General features: G+C 32.8%; 13 protein-coding genes. 12 read left to right on the forward strand and 1 reads right to left on the reverse strand.

The genetic code is table 11. From position 1 onward, the window contains the following. Positions 1-39: 39 nt before the first annotated feature. From ACM9HF_RS09865 to ACM9HF_RS09910, 10 genes are all read left to right on the forward strand, one after another. Positions 40-504, forward strand: a complete 465-nt coding sequence (locus ACM9HF_RS09865; RefSeq protein ID WP_473618177.1) for a nuclear transport factor 2 family protein — start codon at positions 40-42, stop codon at positions 502-504. Further along, positions 501-1,229, forward strand: coding sequence for an SDR family NAD(P)-dependent oxidoreductase (locus tag ACM9HF_RS09870; RefSeq protein WP_473618180.1), 729 nt, complete (start codon positions 501-503; stop codon positions 1,227-1,229). The genes ACM9HF_RS09865 and ACM9HF_RS09870 overlap by 4 nt, the downstream gene beginning before the upstream one ends. Before the next feature lie 4 nt (positions 1,230-1,233). After that, a complete protein-coding gene (locus ACM9HF_RS09875) occupies positions 1,234-2,505 on the forward strand; it encodes an NAD(P)/FAD-dependent oxidoreductase (protein ID WP_473618184.1) in 1,272 nt (423 codons plus the stop codon). A 2-nt stretch (positions 2,506-2,507) separates the two neighbouring features. Beyond that, positions 2,508-3,290, forward strand: coding sequence for a DUF1365 domain-containing protein (locus ACM9HF_RS09880; RefSeq protein WP_473618185.1), 783 nt, complete (start codon positions 2,508-2,510; stop codon positions 3,288-3,290). A 12-nt stretch (positions 3,291-3,302) separates the two neighbouring features. Continuing rightward, positions 3,303-4,565 (forward strand): class I SAM-dependent methyltransferase, encoded by a 1,263-nt coding sequence (locus tag ACM9HF_RS09885; RefSeq protein WP_473618186.1) that lies wholly within the window; start codon positions 3,303-3,305, stop codon positions 4,563-4,565. Beyond that, positions 4,540-5,043 carry a DUF2878 domain-containing protein gene (locus tag ACM9HF_RS09890; protein WP_473618187.1) on the forward strand — a complete coding sequence of 168 codons (504 nt, stop codon included), beginning with the start codon at positions 4,540-4,542 and terminating at the stop codon, positions 5,041-5,043. The genes ACM9HF_RS09885 and ACM9HF_RS09890 overlap by 26 nt, the downstream gene beginning before the upstream one ends. Before the next feature lie 45 nt (positions 5,044-5,088). Next, positions 5,089-5,703, forward strand: a complete 615-nt coding sequence (locus ACM9HF_RS09895) for a chalcone isomerase family protein (RefSeq protein WP_473618188.1) — start codon at positions 5,089-5,091, stop codon at positions 5,701-5,703. Between the two features lie 62 nt (positions 5,704-5,765). Further along, positions 5,766-6,299: a DUF3833 domain-containing protein gene (locus tag ACM9HF_RS09900; RefSeq protein WP_473618189.1), complete on the forward strand. Its 534-nt coding sequence runs from the start codon at positions 5,766-5,768 to the stop codon at positions 6,297-6,299. 128 nt (positions 6,300-6,427) lie between these two features. Beyond that, the gene (locus tag ACM9HF_RS09905; RefSeq protein WP_473618190.1) at positions 6,428-8,068 is read left to right on the forward strand and encodes a FecR domain-containing protein; all 1,641 of its coding nucleotides are present in this window, start codon (positions 6,428-6,430) and stop codon (positions 8,066-8,068) included. A gap of 23 nt (positions 8,069-8,091) precedes the next feature. Continuing rightward, complete coding sequence (locus tag ACM9HF_RS09910) at positions 8,092-10,524, forward strand: EAL domain-containing protein (RefSeq protein WP_473618191.1); 2,433 nt, start codon at positions 8,092-8,094, stop codon at positions 10,522-10,524. Positions 10,525-11,506: 982 nt separating this feature from the next. On the opposite strand, the gene ACM9HF_RS09915 is transcribed toward ACM9HF_RS09910, so the two are convergent. Beyond that, the gene (locus ACM9HF_RS09915) at positions 11,507-13,594 is read right to left on the reverse strand and encodes a putative bifunctional diguanylate cyclase/phosphodiesterase (RefSeq protein ID WP_473618192.1); all 2,088 of its coding nucleotides are present in this window, start codon (positions 13,592-13,594) and stop codon (positions 11,507-11,509) included. A gap of 301 nt (positions 13,595-13,895) precedes the next feature. Between ACM9HF_RS09915 and ACM9HF_RS09920 the strand changes: the two genes are divergently transcribed. Continuing rightward, positions 13,896-15,101, forward strand: coding sequence for a hypothetical protein (locus tag ACM9HF_RS09920; protein ID WP_473618193.1), 1,206 nt, complete (start codon positions 13,896-13,898; stop codon positions 15,099-15,101). Continuing rightward, complete coding sequence (locus ACM9HF_RS09925; protein WP_473618194.1) at positions 15,101-15,532, forward strand: hypothetical protein; 432 nt, start codon at positions 15,101-15,103, stop codon at positions 15,530-15,532. Before ACM9HF_RS09920 ends, ACM9HF_RS09925 begins: the two co-directional genes overlap by 1 nt. Positions 15,533-16,052 lie beyond the last annotated feature (520 nt).

The raw sequence follows: 16,052 nt of genomic DNA on the forward strand, positions 1-16,052 counted from the left end.
ATTAAAACAAGAAAATAACTTAAGGATAAAAAGGTATTTATGAGTGATATAACTTCAAATTTACTTAATGATATAAATACACCTGATTGGTTGGTTCAATTTCAGGTGGTATATCAGAGCTTGTCTAAAGACGACTTAAATTCATTAACTCTGGTTTACCATGAAAATATCGTATTTGAAGATCCACTACATAGAGTTGAAGGGTTGCACAACCTAATAACTTATTTTGAAAATTTATACACTAATGTAATTAGCTGCACCTTCGAAATAAATCATTTTATTCATACCTTTGACGAAGCCGCTATATATTGGGAAATGCGATACCAGCATCCAAAACTTAATGCAGCTAAAGTCATATCTGTATCAGGGCACTCTCGTTTAAAAACCATGAATAACAAAATAATTTATCACCGAGATTATCTCGATGTTGGTGCTATGTTATATGAACATGTTCCATTACTAGGCAGTGTTATTGGTTTATTGAAGAAAAGAATAAACAAATGAAAACTATACTGATCACCGGAGCGTCTTCAGGAATAGGAGCTGCAACCGCACTACTTTACGCGCAAAAAGGTTTTACTGTTTTTGCCGGTGGGCGTAATCAGCAACGTCTTAATGAGCTCTCAAAGCAACATGAGAATATTACAACATTCTCTTGCGACTTAACCAGCAAAGCAAACATACAAAACATTGCACTAAGCTTCCCAAGTTTAGACATATTACTGCTAAATGCTGGTGGCTGTGAATATATTGATGATGCTGTAAATTTTGATGGCGATTTATTTGCCCGCGTTATTCGCGATAATTTGATTTCAATAGGCTATTGCTTAGATGTTTGGTTAAAACTCATTAAACCCAACGGACAACTTGCAATAACCAGCTCATGCGCAAGTTTTTTACCTTTACCGCGAGCTGAAGCCTACGGCGCATCAAAAGCGGCTTTGAACTATTTAGCTAAAACATTAGCTATTGATTTAACCCCACAAAAAATAAATGTCAGTGTGATCAACCCTGGGTTTGTTGAAACTCAATTAACCAATAAGAATACCTTTAGCATGCCTTGCATTATTACTTCTGATGCTGCTGCTCAATATATTTTTAAAGGTTTATCCCGTAAGCGTTCAGAAATCAACTTCCCTAAACGCTTTACGTACTTATTAAAACTACTCTCTTTGCTACCATTTTTTATATGGAAATTCCTTGCAAAAAAAATGGTAAAAGGACAATAAAATTATGAAAAATATCGCTATTATTGGCTCTGGCATATCAGGCTTAACCTGTGCTTATTTACTTAATAGAAAACACAGGGTTACCGTATTTGAAAAAAACAATTATATCGGTGGACATACTGCCACTAAAGACATTGTACTTAATAATAAGTCATACGCTATAGATACCGGATTTATTGTATGTAACGATAAAACCTACCCTAATTTTCTTAAATTATTAAAGCAACTTAAGGTTGATTTACAGCCTACAGAAATGAGCTTTAGTGTATTCAATAAACAGTCAAATTTAGAATACAACGGCCATACACTAAACAGCTTATTTGCTCAACGTAGTAATATTTTCAGCATTAAATTTTGGCGTCTAATTAAAGCGATTGTTCGTTTTAATAAACGCTGTAAGGCACTCTATCTAGAAGATAATATTAATAAAAGTGTAACTTTAGGTGATTTTTTAAAACAACATAATTTTTCTGATTACTTTAAGCAAAACTACATTTTACCTATGGGAGCTGCAATATGGTCTACCAGCTTAATAGAAATGGAAGCTTTCCCACTACATTTTTTTATTCGCTTCTTTCATAATCATGGTTTATTAAATATTACCGATCGCCCGCAATGGTATGTGATACCTGGAGGTTCAAGAGAATACATAAAACCATTAACCGAATCATTAGCTGATTGTATTAAACTTAATATTCATATTCGCCATGTAATTCGTCATAAAAACAATATAGAAATAGTTTTTGAAGATGGTACTACAAGACTTTTTGACGAAGTGGTTTTTGCTTGCCATTCAGATCAAGCATTGGGGTTATTAAAAGCACCAACAAAATCTGAAATAAATATACTCGGGAATATCTCCTATAGCGGCAATGAAGTGGTATTACACACTGATACTAATTTGTTACCCAAGCGTAAATTAGCATGGGCCAGTTGGAATTATTTGTTAGACAACACCAGTACAAAGGAACAATTAACTCGTCCGTCTTGTGTTACTTACAACATGAATATTTTACAAGGTTTAAGCGATACTGATGAAACATTCTGTGTAACACTCAACCAAACAGATAAAATTGATCCTAGTAAAATTATCGACATTTTTGTTTATCATCACCCTATTTTTAACCAACAAAGTTTAGATGCCCAATATAGGCGACATGAAATTTGTGGACAAAACCACACCCACTTTGCCGGAGCCTATTGGCGAAATGGATTTCATGAAGATGGTGTGGTGAGTGCACTTGTTGTTGCTAAACGATTCGGAATTGGACTTTAACTGTGCAACCTACTGCAGAAATAAAAAAATGTGAAAGCGGCATCTATCAAGGTGTTGTTTCACATAAACGCTTTTCGCCTAAACATCATGAGTTTTCGTATCAACTATCTATGTTGGGTATTGTAGTAGACGAACTTGATCAAATAACCAATCAACACTCTTTGTTTGGCACTCAATGGTTTAACCCTATTCGATTTAATGAAAAAGATTACATAAAAAGTGAACTAGGTACGTTAAAGCAACGTATAGCAAATAAAGTAAGTCGTTTAGGCGGTGAATGGGACGGACATAAAGTTTTAATGATTGCCCAATGTCGCTGTTTAGGTTTGTATTTTAGCCCAATTAACTTTTATTACTGTTTTGATAAAAATGAACAATGTTTATTTATGTTGGCAGAGGTAAGCAATACTCCTTGGAATGAAAGACATTATTACCTTGTAAATTTAACCGTAGCATCAGAATGTAAAACAAAGAATAAATTAAAAATAACTAAAAAAGAATTTCATGTTTCACCCTTTATGGAATTAAACATGAATTATCACTGGCGTATCAGTCATCCGTCAGAAAAAATATTAGTTAATATTCAAAATTTTACACCCAACAACAGTGAAAAAGTATTCGAGGTAAATATGAAGCTAAACAAACAGCCTCTTAAATCACTCACACTAATAAAGTCATGGTTATGCTTACCTTTTACTATAGTAAAGATTGTAACGTTAATTTATTGGCAGGCTCTACAGCTATTTATTAAAAAAATACCGATTGTAGACAAAGAAAAGCATTAATTTGAGGTAATTATGGAACAAACAAATCATTTAGTACTAAATAACAAACTCAGCTGGTTTGAACAAAAATGCAGAACGCTTGTTTTAAATACTCTCAATAATATGAATGATGCTTGTATTGAAATACATGAAAATTCTTACAGTGAGATATGCGGCGATCCAAAAGCCTCATTAAAAGCCCATATGCAAATTCACGATGCCTCAATTTATGCAGACATCGTAAAAGGCGGCAGTATAGCGGCAGCTGAAGGTTATTTATCACAAAAATGGACATCAACAGACTTAACGCAATTAGTGCGTGTTTTAGCTCGTAATCAAAAAGCGCTTGATAGTGTTGAAAACCAAAGCAGTTGGCTAAACACACTACAAAATAAACTACTTAATTTTAAAAACGCCAATACATTGGGTGGTTCAAAGAAAAACATTCTTGCTCATTACGATTTAGGTAATGATCTTTATACACGCTTCCTTGACCCAGAAATGATGTATTCATGCGCACTTTATTCCGATGAACATACCACATTAGATCAGGCACAAAGGCTAAAGTTAAAAAGCATATGCGATAAATTAGACTTAACAAGCGAAGATCATTTAATTGAAATAGGCACGGGCTGGGGCGGTTTAGCTATTTATGCAGCAACCCACTATGGCTGCAAGGTAACCACCACCACTATTTCAGATGCACAATTTGACTACGCCAAAGAGCGAGTTAATAAGCTAGGATTAAATAAGAAAATCACCTTATTGAAAAAAGATTACCGCTTACTTGAAGGTCAATACGACAAACTTGTTTCAATAGAAATGATTGAAGCCGTTGGACACGACTTTATGGGTGAATTTTTTAAGCAGTGTAATAACTTACTCAAACCCAACGGTAAAATGCTTATACAAGCTATAACCATTGCTGATCAACGTTACGATAATTATCGGAAAAGCACCGACTTTATCCAAAAGTATATATTTCCTGGTGGTTGCTTACCTTCTATAGCCGTAATAAGTGATCATATAGCCCTATCTACCGACATGATGATAGATAACATAACGGATATGGGCTTACATTACGCAAGAACACTAAGTGATTGGCGCAAAAACTTTGATAAAAATTGGGCTAATATTCAACCTTTTGGTTTCGATGATCAATTTAAACGTTTATGGCATTACTATTTTGCTTACTGTGAAGGCGCTTTTATTGAAAGGGTTATAAGCACACATCATATTGTTGCACGCAAACCTGAATATAAAGATGTGAATGATGAGACTATTCTCACTTATTAATTTTATTACCTTTCAGCTTTGTTGGTTTGTATCTGCAACATATCAACAAAGCGGAATATTAATAATCATTGCCTTACTGTGTACTCATTTTACATTAAGTCCCAAAAAAATAGCCGACATTGAAATACTTCCTATTGCTTTAATAGGTATAACCGTTGATCAGTTATTAATTGCAATACAAATAATACAACTGCCTGAAAATTCTGTGTCACCTTTCATAATACCCGTTTGGCTGATGTTTTTATGGTGCGCTTTTGCTTGGTGTTTAAATCATAGCTTACAATGGTTAATTAACTTATCAACAACGAAAGTAACCGTTATTGGCGCGATTTTTGGGTCGTTAAGCTATTACGTTGCTTTACAGCTAAATGTATTTAACAGTGTTTTATCACCTCTATATTTTGCACTGGTTATGGCATTTATTTGGGCCTTACTACTGCCACTATTTACACATATGCACCGCTATATTTTCAAGTAACAGTTAATTTAGCTGCAAAAGAGTTTTATAAACAAGGTAAACACAATGCGTTATATATTATTGATTATAATTATTTTTTCGACTACAACGTATGCTGAGCAACTAACTGACTACGACATAAAAGTTGCAGCTAATGCTGCTAACGTTAATACCGACTCATCATTACTGTCTTCATTAAACAAAATAGGTGAAGGGCAAATGAAAGTACTTTTTTGGAAAGTCTACAAAGCTGAATTTTATACATCAGGAAGCGTTTACCAAGAACAAACATACCCAAAAGCACTAAAACTTACCTACCAAAGAGATATAGAGCAAAAAGAATTTATTGATGCAACAAAAGATCAATGGAATAAATTAAATGCTCACTTCAACGAAAGAATAATTTCTGAAACACTAGAAGCTCAATGGGTAACACAACTCAAAGATATTTTTCCTAATATTACAGAAAAAGATGTGATCCTTTTTATTTTAACTGAACAAAAACAAGCTCACTTTTATCTTAAAACCTTCGATAACAATAAAAATCAATATAACGAAACCTACCAAGTATTAGGCACAATAAAAGACACCAATTTCGGTGATTACTTCCTGTCTATATGGTTATCTGAACACACCACAGAGCCAAAATTAAGAAAACAACTTATTGAAAATAAAAAATAATCAGGCGTACTGATTAACTTACCTATCACCCATATCATCAATAAAAGAAGCGAGATAAACGAATGAATCAATTAATAAAAAGCTCGGTATTGTTAATCTTGTTGTTCTGCGTAACGTCTTGTTCGTCACCCAAAATAGAAGATTACAAAAACACCACACCTGATTTAGTGTTAGAAGATTTTTTTAATGGAAAGTTAGTTGCTTACGGTATAGTACTTGATCGTAGCGGTAAGCTTTCTCGTCGATTTACCGTTAAACTTGAAGCCTATTGGGATAATAACAAAGGTACGATTAATGAATGGTTTGTGTTCGATGATGGTGAAAAATCAACAAGAACTTGGCAATTAATTAAACAAAAAGACAATATATATACCGGAACCGCAAACGACGTAGTAGGAACAGCAAAAGGACAAACAAATGGTTCCGCACTTTATTGGCAATATGACTTATTAATCACTGTTGATGGAAGTGAATATCAAGTTACCTTAGATGATTGGATGTATTTAATAGATAACAAACGATTATTTAACAAAACCGATATTATAAAATATGGTTTAAAGGTAGGCGAAATCATTCTTTACATCGAGCAACTTTAATTGACAACAACGTAAGCTTTACATAAGATTTACACAATATTAACACTAAAAATTTTCTTCAGTGTAAGATTCAGTGTAGTATTAACGATAACTATTATTATTAAAATACTTTAGCAGCTAATCCATTGATGAAAAATTTTATTGTATACTTAATTACCAGCTCAATATTACTATTTGGCGGCTTTAAAACAGTTTACGCAGTAGAAAAACAAGACTGGGTTTATGTTGTTGCTAATGGCGATAGCCTTTGGAATATCACCTCAAAATTCCTTAAAAAAATAGACTATTACACACAGCTACAAAAATTAAATAACATAAAATATCCTAAAAGAATTCAACCAGGTAGTGTCATTCGCATTCCAATGGAATGGATAAAACACACACCAGCCTCTGCCAAGATATCTTTTATACAAGGTGAAAGCTTACTCGTTAGAAATAAAAAATTAAGTCCCCTTACTGTATCTACTAGTTTAATTTTAGGTGATGAAATTCGCACCTCAGATAAAGGCAGTGCAACCGTTGTATTTGCCGACGGTAGTGAAATGGTATTATTTAAAAACACAATTATTGCTTTTGACCATTTATCGTCGTACGGAAAAACCGGCATGGTGGATACGCGCGTTAGCGTAATTCAAGGTAAAGTAGAAACTAACGCAAAGAAAAATAAAGGCCCTGGTTCTCGCTTAGATATTTCAACACCCTCTGCAATTAGCTCAGTTAGAGGAACCATGTACCGCGTATCTAATACTCAAAAAAACATATCAACCGTTGAAGTTATCGAAGGAACAGTGGCTGTTGCTGGAGAAAAATCAAACAATTCTATAAAAGTCGCCACAGGACAAGGTACACGCATAGAAAAAGGAACAGAGCCTACTAAACCCGTTCCGTTATTATCACCTCCTAACATATTAACCACGCAAACATTTTTCGAACAAGCACCTATAGTAAAATGGGATAGTATCGATAAAGCTCAGCGATATAATATTCAAGTTTCACCACAAAAAGATTTTAAAAGTATTGTCTGGGGGCAACTAACTACAGAGACCTCAATTGTATTACCTGAACTTAATGATTCCATGTACTACTATCGCATTACGGCTATTGACTCATTAGGCATTGAAGGTAAGCCTGCCTATAAAAATTTCACGTTAAACTTATCACCTAGAGCACCTCAATTAAAAAATACACCTGAACGTATATTAGGTAATAACGCATCATCTATACTTAGCTGGGAAAACTCTCAAGATCCCGTTGACCGTTACAAAATAGAAATAGCCAAAGATGAAAAGTTTACTCAGCTAGTATTAAATAAAAGCATGACTGGCAATCAATTAGCTCTGCCGAATAACTTAGAGTTTGATCATTATTATTGGAGAGTATCTTCTATTACTGATACCGATAAAGGTCCTGCTTCAGCTCCATTAATGTTTAATTGGACAACAACAATAGAAACACCTAACTGCAATGCCGTTGCCTCATCAGGTATTGTTGATATTTCTTGGAAAACAATAAAAAACGATCGCACTATAATCATTGAAACAGCTCAAAATGATCAATTTACTCAAGGCTTAAAAACTTATCAAATAAGCTCTGAAAAAAATCATATTCAACACACTACAAACGATGAATTATTTGTTCGATGTAAAATAACCGCATCATTAAACGATTCCACACTAGAAAGCCCGTGGAGTAAAACTCAACATGCAACTCAAATAGATAAAGGCATAATGTCTCTATTTGGCCTAATATTGTTAATCATATTAATATGAGTTTAGCTGTTGGCACTCAACCAATGAACTCGCCAACAACTTGGCGCAACAACAAGTTGCGTCTCACTATATTTTTATTAGGTATTTTAGTTTTATTTACAAATGAATTTAATAAATTAGATACCTTGATTTATGATTGGTTATTAACTAAAAATCCTCCCGTTGTTGAAAAAAATACCGTTATTATTGCGATAGACGATAAAAGCATCGGTGAGATTGGTCGTTGGCCTTGGTCAAGAGATGTCCATGCAACGCTGCTCAACACCTTAGAAACATCAAAGGCTAAGGCAATAGGTTTCGATATACTCTTTACCGAGCCAGACAAAGAACATCCTATTCGAGACACTAACTTTGCTAACGCAATAGAAAGAAACAATACGGTAGTTTTAGCTGTAGCTCCCCTTGCTCCACAAAAGAATATTACTTCAGAGCTTTTACCCTTTTCAATTTTAGCGGATAAAAGTGCAGGTCTTGGACATGTAGACTTAGAAGTCGACAACGATGGGCTTGTTAGATCTGTGTATCTATTTGCTGGATGGAAAGAATCAAAATGGCCAAGTTTTTCTTTAGCGCTAGCAAGGCTAGCTGAACCCAATAAAACGTTTGAAACCACAACACTTACTGTTGGCAACTATTGGACAAGACGTCAGCCTATTCTAATTCCTTATACAAGTACTTCAGGCTCAGTCCCCATTTATTCTTATATTGACGTGTTAAACAAAACGATTGATGTTAATACGTTTAAAAACAAAGTTATTCTAGTAGGTATAACCGCCACAGGGCTAAGTGAAAGATTTACAACACCTTTCTCATCAAACCATCAAAACATGGCAGGTGTCGAGATCAATGCACATATTGTTAACGGTCTAATTAACAAAAAATTTATATTAAAAACAGAGCCTTGGTTAAGTCATTCAATTAAATTTATTATTATATTACTAAGTCTTTTATGTACTTATTTTATCGCCAACTTATGGTTAATTCCGGGACTGATTGCCCAAGTGTTATTCAGTGTGGCCATCAGTGCTTTCTTATTATTTGGCTTCAATTTATGGTTTGAACCAGCATTAATGATTATTGCTCAAATACTTATTTATTGTTTAGCCTCATTTATTCACACTAAAAACAATCACAAAACCATAGCCGTATTGGAAAAACATATTGGTTACGATCCCGTTACCTTACTTCCCACTCAGCAGCAACTAAAAAAGAATATTGTAAAAGCACTTAGACAATCTAACGGTAGTTTGAATTTCGCTATTGTTGTCATTAATTTAGGTAAATTTAAAGATGTTAATGAGCTACTAGGATTTAAAGCAGGTGATCACTTATTAAATATTGCATCTACTCGTATTAATACCTGTATAGATCATAAACACGAATGTGCAAGATACAGTGGTCCAGAATTCACCATATTTTTTAAAGATATATTAAACAAAGAACAGCTAAGTCTATATTGCGATGCATTATACGATCTTCTCGGTAAACCTTATCAAATACAAAATGAAAGATTTATATTGCCTATTAGTATTGGTGCTAGCTTCTACCCGGAGCATGCCAATAAAATAGACGATCTATTTGACACCGCTATTACCGCCATGCAAAAAGCTAAAAAGCAAACAGATCGAGGGATTTGTTATTATGATCAAACAATCAAACTCGATATTATTGAACATAATAAACTCATTAATGATCTTCATAACGCATTAAGCAGAGATGAACTTGAAATCTATTACCAACCTCAAGTTACAGCTAAAAACAGTAAAATAATTGGTGTTGAGGCACTTGTTCGATGGAATCATCCTCAACGTGGGCTTATCCAGCCGGATGACTTTATCCCTATGGCAGAAAGCACAGGGTTAATTATTCCGATTGGAAATTGGATACTACAAACAGCATGTCTTCATTTAAAATCTTGGCATAATGCAGGCCACCGTCACTTAAAATTAGCCGTTAATTTATCTACTGTTCAGTTTTCTACTCCTGATCTTATAGAACAAGTATCATATGCACTGAATAATGCACAGTTATCTGCTAACGACCTTGAATTAGAACTTACAGAAAGCTGTTTAATGAAAGATATGGATAGAGCAATAGATATACTTACCAAGCTAAAGGGTATGGGAATTAGATTATCTATAGATGACTTCGGTACAGGCTATTCCTCATTAAGCTATTTAAAACAATTCCCTATCGACAGAATAAAAATAGATCGATTATTTGTAAGTGAGCTAGACACAAGTGTCGATGCAAAAGAAATTACTCTTGCTATCATATCGATGGCCCATTCATTGAAAATGTCGGTTATAGCTGAAGGCGTAGAAACCGTTGAGCAACAAAATTTTCTCGACACAAATAATTGTGAAGAACTACAAGGGTTTTACTTTAGTAAGCCAATCACACAAAGCGACCTAATAAAATTACTAAGTACATCTCCCCTTCACAAAGAATGCTAATTTCAACCTCTATAAAATTCGGGCAAAAAAAAGCGCAAATACAAAAGTAAATGCGCTATAAATAAACATGAAACACTAAGGGAATTAAGGTCTCTATTAAGTAAGAACATGCAATACACATTTAGTTCAAAAATTTTTGTACAATTTTATCTTCTTTTTATAGTCCTATTTAACACCATAAAATTCAGACAAAAAAAAAGCGCAAATACAAAAGTAAATGCGCTATAAATAAACATGAAACACTAAGGGAATTAAGGTCTCTATTAAGTAAGAACATGCAATACACATTTAGTTCAAAAATTTTTGTACAATTTTATCTTCTTTTTATAGTCCTATTTAACACCATAAAATTCAGACAAAAAAAAAGCGCAAATACAAAAGTAAATGCGCTATAAATAAACATGAAACACTAAGGGAAATAAACTTTACATTAAATAAGAACGCTCGAATTCAAATAAGTTCAAAAATTTTTGAACAATTTTTATCTTCTTTTTATAACCCTACTTAGCTCCGTAAAAATCAGGCAAAAAAAAGCGCAAATACAAAAGTAAATACGCTATAAATAAACATGAAACACTAAGGGAATTAAGGTCTCTATTAAGTAAGAACATGCAATACACATTTAGTTCAAAAATTTTTGAACAATTTTTATCTTCTTTTTATAACCCTACTTAGCTCCGTAAAAATCAAACAAAAAAAAGCGCAAATACAAAAGTAAATGCGCTATAAATAAACATGAAACACTAAGGGAATTAAAGTCTCTATTAAGTAGAACATGCAATACATATTTAGTTCAAAAATTTCTGATCAATTTTTTATCTTCTTTTTATAGCTCTATTTAACACCATAAAATTCAGACAAAAAAAAGCGCAAATACAAAAGTAAATGCGCTATAAATAAACATGAAACACTAAGGGAAATAAACTTCACATTAAGTAAGAACGATCTAATTCAAATAAGTTCAAAAAATAATGAATTAACTTTAATTTGTAGAAATATTCAATTTTTTTGTGAAACGGGTAGTAAGAGTATTTAACTTATCGATACACAAAGGTTTGCTATATAAATACCCTTGTAGTTGATAACACCCTTGTTCAATAAGAAAATCAGCCTGAAGTTGAGTTTCCACCCCTTCACAGCAAACCCTTAAATTTAGCTGTTTAGCCATTTCAATAATAGTTTTAGTGATTGTAGTAGCATCATCAGAAATGCCCACATCATCTATAAACTGCTTATCAATTTTTAGTGTATTAATAGGTATCTTAGTTAAGTAGCTTAATGATGAATATCCCGTACCAAAATCATCTAACGCAACGGTTGACCCCATATTGGTTATTTGTGTAAAAAAAGCATTAGCTTGTTCAAAGTTTTCTAAATAAGCAGATTCCGTCACCTCAAACTCAATACATTCAGGTAAAACATCATATTTAATAAAGAGCTGCTGAATAAACTCAAGTAAGCCTTCACCTCTAATATCATGAGCCGATAAATTAACAGACACTACAGTATCTATATTAAACAATGCATATATTTTGGGTAAGTCTTTACAAAGTTGTTCTAACACCCAATGAGTTATCGGTATTATTTTACCAGTCTGCTCAGCTATAGAAATAAATTCATCCGGTGGAACCGTACCTAAAGGACCTTTATGCCAACGAATAAGAGCTTCAAAGCCAACAACTTTTTCTTGTGGTGATAACTTACATTGATAATACAATTCAAATTCATTGTTGTTAATGGCTGAAATTATAGAGTTTGCAATAAATAGCTCACGTTTATTATTATCCTTCATTTCTTGAGTAAAAAAGGTATAACGACCTCTTCCTCGATCTTTAGAACAATACATAGCTATATCGGCATGATGAACAAAATCACCTACATCAAAATCAGCATCTATAGCGCTTGCTATACCGCAGCTTGCTCCCACATGAATTTTCCAGCCATCAATTAAAAAAGCATTATTGAGTTCTTCCACAATATCTCTAGCAATATTTTTAACCTTTAAGTAACTGGTTTTTTTGTCCATTAATACTAAAAACTCGTCACCTGAAAGCCTAGAGATAAAACTTTTTTTTGCTGTTGATTTTTGTAATCTATTTTTAACTTCTATTAATAACTTATCTCCCGCATCATGCCCATAAGTATCATTAACCGCTTTAAAACCATCTAAATCGATATAAATTAAAAAAAGATTATTATCTTCTCGCTGCGCATCTGCTAATTCTTTTTTTACTTTTTGCATAAAATGCTGACGATTAGACAAACCAGTTAAACTGTCGAAATTAGCTAACTTTTCCATTGCATACTGTTGTTGCTTCAACTGCATCGTATATTCGGCATTAATTTGTGTTTCTTTATTTATAGCCTGCATCATTGAGTTAACATTATGGCTTAAGCTAGCGACCTCCGTTTTTCCTTCCACATCAACTCTTAAAGAATAATCTTTTGTATTTTCTATTTTTTTTGCGAGTAAAGAAAGGCGAGTAAGGGGAGAAAGTAGTTTGTTGTGAAGCCACAAGGAAAATAGAATAACAATAGCCAAAACAGCTAATATAATAGGAAGCGCTTGTTTTAATAGACTAAGTTTACTTCTATCTAAGGGGCCTTGATAGTCATTAATAATTAATAAATAACCTAGAGGCAAATGTTTATCGCCAATATATTTAAATGAAATAAGTTCTTCTTTATTGGTAGATATACCAAATGGGATAGTATTTAAATTATATTTATTAAAATAATATTTTATATCTTCTGAAGGTATATTAGCTTTACCTATATAAGTTTCAACAGGCGTGAATTCAGGGGTTAGTACTGCTGCAAATTTAACGTTTTCATAATGGTCTAAACGCAATAAAACCGTTGTAATATAAAATACATCTCGTGTATCTCCTATCAAAGGAACTAGGTCATTGGTTATATTTTCAGATAAACCATCAAGATCACTTTTTACGAATTTTTGATAAAGATTTTCATGCTCAAATATCGATACAACAAGCACACTAAAACTAACAGTAATAATGGTAAAAATAGTTAATGTTGCTAATGTTGATTTTACACTTTGAAAAATCATTTTTTCCTACTTATCAGAGAGAATTGTATTGCCCTCTTCTCTAGTTACTAAAAATAAAGCTAATTTTCTAGAACCTTTCGTTCCTTCGAAATGTTTTTTGTTAAAATTGTACATATTATACACAGCAAAAATATGACTAAACTCACTTCCCTGAAGAAAAACCAAGCTTAATTTTAAATATGCCGTAAAATCATCCATATACTAACAAAAATCATCAATTAAAGTTGAATTAATACTCACAAAAACACAGATTTTTTTGTTAGACTGTTACCACATTATACAAAGTTAAAAGTACCCCCAAGTGTCTGTATTTAGTCCTTCATCTCAGTTCAAATATATTTGGTTAATTATTATTCTAATAACACCTTATAAAACATATGCAACCACTGATAAAGTTAACATATCTGGCTTTGCCCGATTAGTTGGTGGGTACCTCGATGAGAGTTCTGCTGAATATCAAGGTTATGACAATAGTCTAACTTTTTCTCCTGATAGTTTACTCGGTATTAAAGGTGAATACAGATACAACGACAAACTATCTTTTGTTGCTCAAGGTATATTTACTGAAAGTAGTTTACGTAAATCAGGTTTTGATTGGCTCTATGTATCTTATAAACCCTCAACAGATTGGCAATTTGACTTTGGTCGTTATCGCACACCTTTTTTTGAATACAGTGAAGTAATTAATGTAGGCTTTGCTTATCCTTGGGTTATTCCTCCACAAACCACCTATGTAAATGCTTTATTTGCCTCTATTGATGGTGCTAGAGCCACCTATTTATTCAATATAGATAAGTTTAATTTTTCACTGAGCGCTTTTGGTGGTCAGTTTGACAGTAATGTATTTAATGTAGAAAACAGTACAACTGTTGATAGTGATTTACTGACCGGTATTAACCTGCGAATGAATACAGAAAACTTTAAAACTAGAATAAGTTACGTGACTGGAAATTTCAATTTAGAAATCAATGACTTGCCAAGACTTCAAAATATACTCAAATCATATCATTTCGATAAAACTGCAAATGAATTAGAAATAAAAGGCGATATAGATATTTATCAATTTAGCGCTGCTTATGAAACCTTAAATTATTTTGCACTAACTGAAGCGACCTTAATTGCAGGTGATTCAAAATTGATCGCTAACATAGAAAGTTATAACTTAACTTTAGGTTTATTTCACAATAACTTTACCTATTATGGATCAGCCTCAAAATTAAGAACAACAAATAGTAACGTCGAGAATCAAGTTCCTCTGGGCGTATCTCCTGAATTAACAGTATTAAATAATCTAATAGAAAAATTACTTAACGGTAGGCTCAATGAAGATGTAGACATTACAAGCATTGGTGTTAGATGGGACATAAAATCTAATTTAGCATTTAAAGCAGAAATAGATTTGATTAAAGGGAAAGATGGTCAACGTTCTACTTTTAGTAGAATAGATAAGTCTAACTTTAATAATTATTCTACCTTATATTTATTTAGTATCGATTGGTTATTTTAATGAGTAAATGGCTCGTATTTTCGATAATTTTTAGCCTATTGCTATTTTCTCAATTTGCTTTCGCAAATAAAAATAGCACAGAGGTTATTATTGTTAAAAATATTGAAAACCCAATAAAATCCATTACAAAAAGCCAGCTACGTAATGTATTTTTAGGGAGAAATACGATTATGTTTGAACCTGTTATTCCTCCTGTGGAAACTATTACTCGTATTATTTTTAATACAAAAATAATTGGCTTAAATGAATCTAGAATACAGTCGTTTTACGCTCAAATGCGTTTTTCAGGTAGAGCTAGGCCACCAAAAGAGCTTCCAACAACGGAGGCCTTACTACATTATATATCAACAACCCCAACTGCTATTACTTACGTTCCTCAAGGAACAAAACTACCTGAAAACGTTGAAATTATTTACACTATTGTTATTTAAGTAATAAAATAATCACACTGTTTTATTTGTCTCATTCACTATTTTACCCACATAATTTATACCCGTTACCAATCAAGATGTGTATTTCAGAGTGCTTGAGCGATATCAATTCAAGGCAGTGCTTTGTAATAATGGTCGTTCCCTTATAAAAACGCTAACGAAAAAGTGATTTTGCTCAAGCGCTTCTTCGATAGGTCTAAAAACAATTTATGCTTCGTTATTAACTTTAGTAAGGTTCTTACATGGATGTAGACCTTAGATTTCGTTTGGAACGTGAAACCTGTGCCTAAATTGTTTTTAATTCCCACTGAAACCTGCATATTGAATGGTACGGGTATATATCCTTTAAAAAAACTTAACCGAATTTTGTTCTTCATCAAAAAAAACAATCGTAATGATATTGGTTCTTATTTGTATTACATTTGTTTGTTGTATAGAATACCTGCAATTAAGCAATACAAAACTAATTGAAATCATGAACCTCATAAAATTTGAGGTTACTTCTTCAGTTGATGTAGTT

Source organism: Colwellia sp. RE-S-Sl-9, assembly GCF_048296855.1.
Taxonomy (GTDB): Bacteria; Pseudomonadota; Gammaproteobacteria; order Enterobacterales; family Alteromonadaceae; genus Pseudocolwellia.

Coding starts and splice junctions, on each gene's coding strand:
- ACM9HF_RS09910 (WP_473618191.1), top strand. CDS start 8,092: ATGAACTCGCCAACAACTTGGCGCAACAACAAGTTGCGTCTCACTATA.
- ACM9HF_RS09885 (WP_473618186.1), top strand. CDS start 3,303: ATGGAACAAACAAATCATTTAGTACTAAATAACAAACTCAGCTGGTTT.
- ACM9HF_RS09900 (WP_473618189.1), top strand. CDS start 5,766: ATGAATCAATTAATAAAAAGCTCGGTATTGTTAATCTTGTTGTTCTGC.
- ACM9HF_RS09915 (WP_473618192.1), bottom strand. CDS start 13,594: ATGATTTTTCAAAGTGTAAAATCAACATTAGCAACATTAACTATTTTT.
- ACM9HF_RS09870 (WP_473618180.1), top strand. CDS start 501: ATGAAAACTATACTGATCACCGGAGCGTCTTCAGGAATAGGAGCTGCA.
- ACM9HF_RS09890 (WP_473618187.1), top strand. CDS start 4,540: ATGATGAGACTATTCTCACTTATTAATTTTATTACCTTTCAGCTTTGT.
- ACM9HF_RS09905 (WP_473618190.1), top strand. CDS start 6,428: ATGAAAAATTTTATTGTATACTTAATTACCAGCTCAATATTACTATTT.
- ACM9HF_RS09865 (WP_473618177.1), top strand. CDS start 40: ATGAGTGATATAACTTCAAATTTACTTAATGATATAAATACACCTGAT.
- ACM9HF_RS09895 (WP_473618188.1), top strand. CDS start 5,089: ATGCGTTATATATTATTGATTATAATTATTTTTTCGACTACAACGTAT.
- ACM9HF_RS09875 (WP_473618184.1), top strand. CDS start 1,234: ATGAAAAATATCGCTATTATTGGCTCTGGCATATCAGGCTTAACCTGT.
- ACM9HF_RS09925 (WP_473618194.1), top strand. CDS start 15,101: ATGAGTAAATGGCTCGTATTTTCGATAATTTTTAGCCTATTGCTATTT.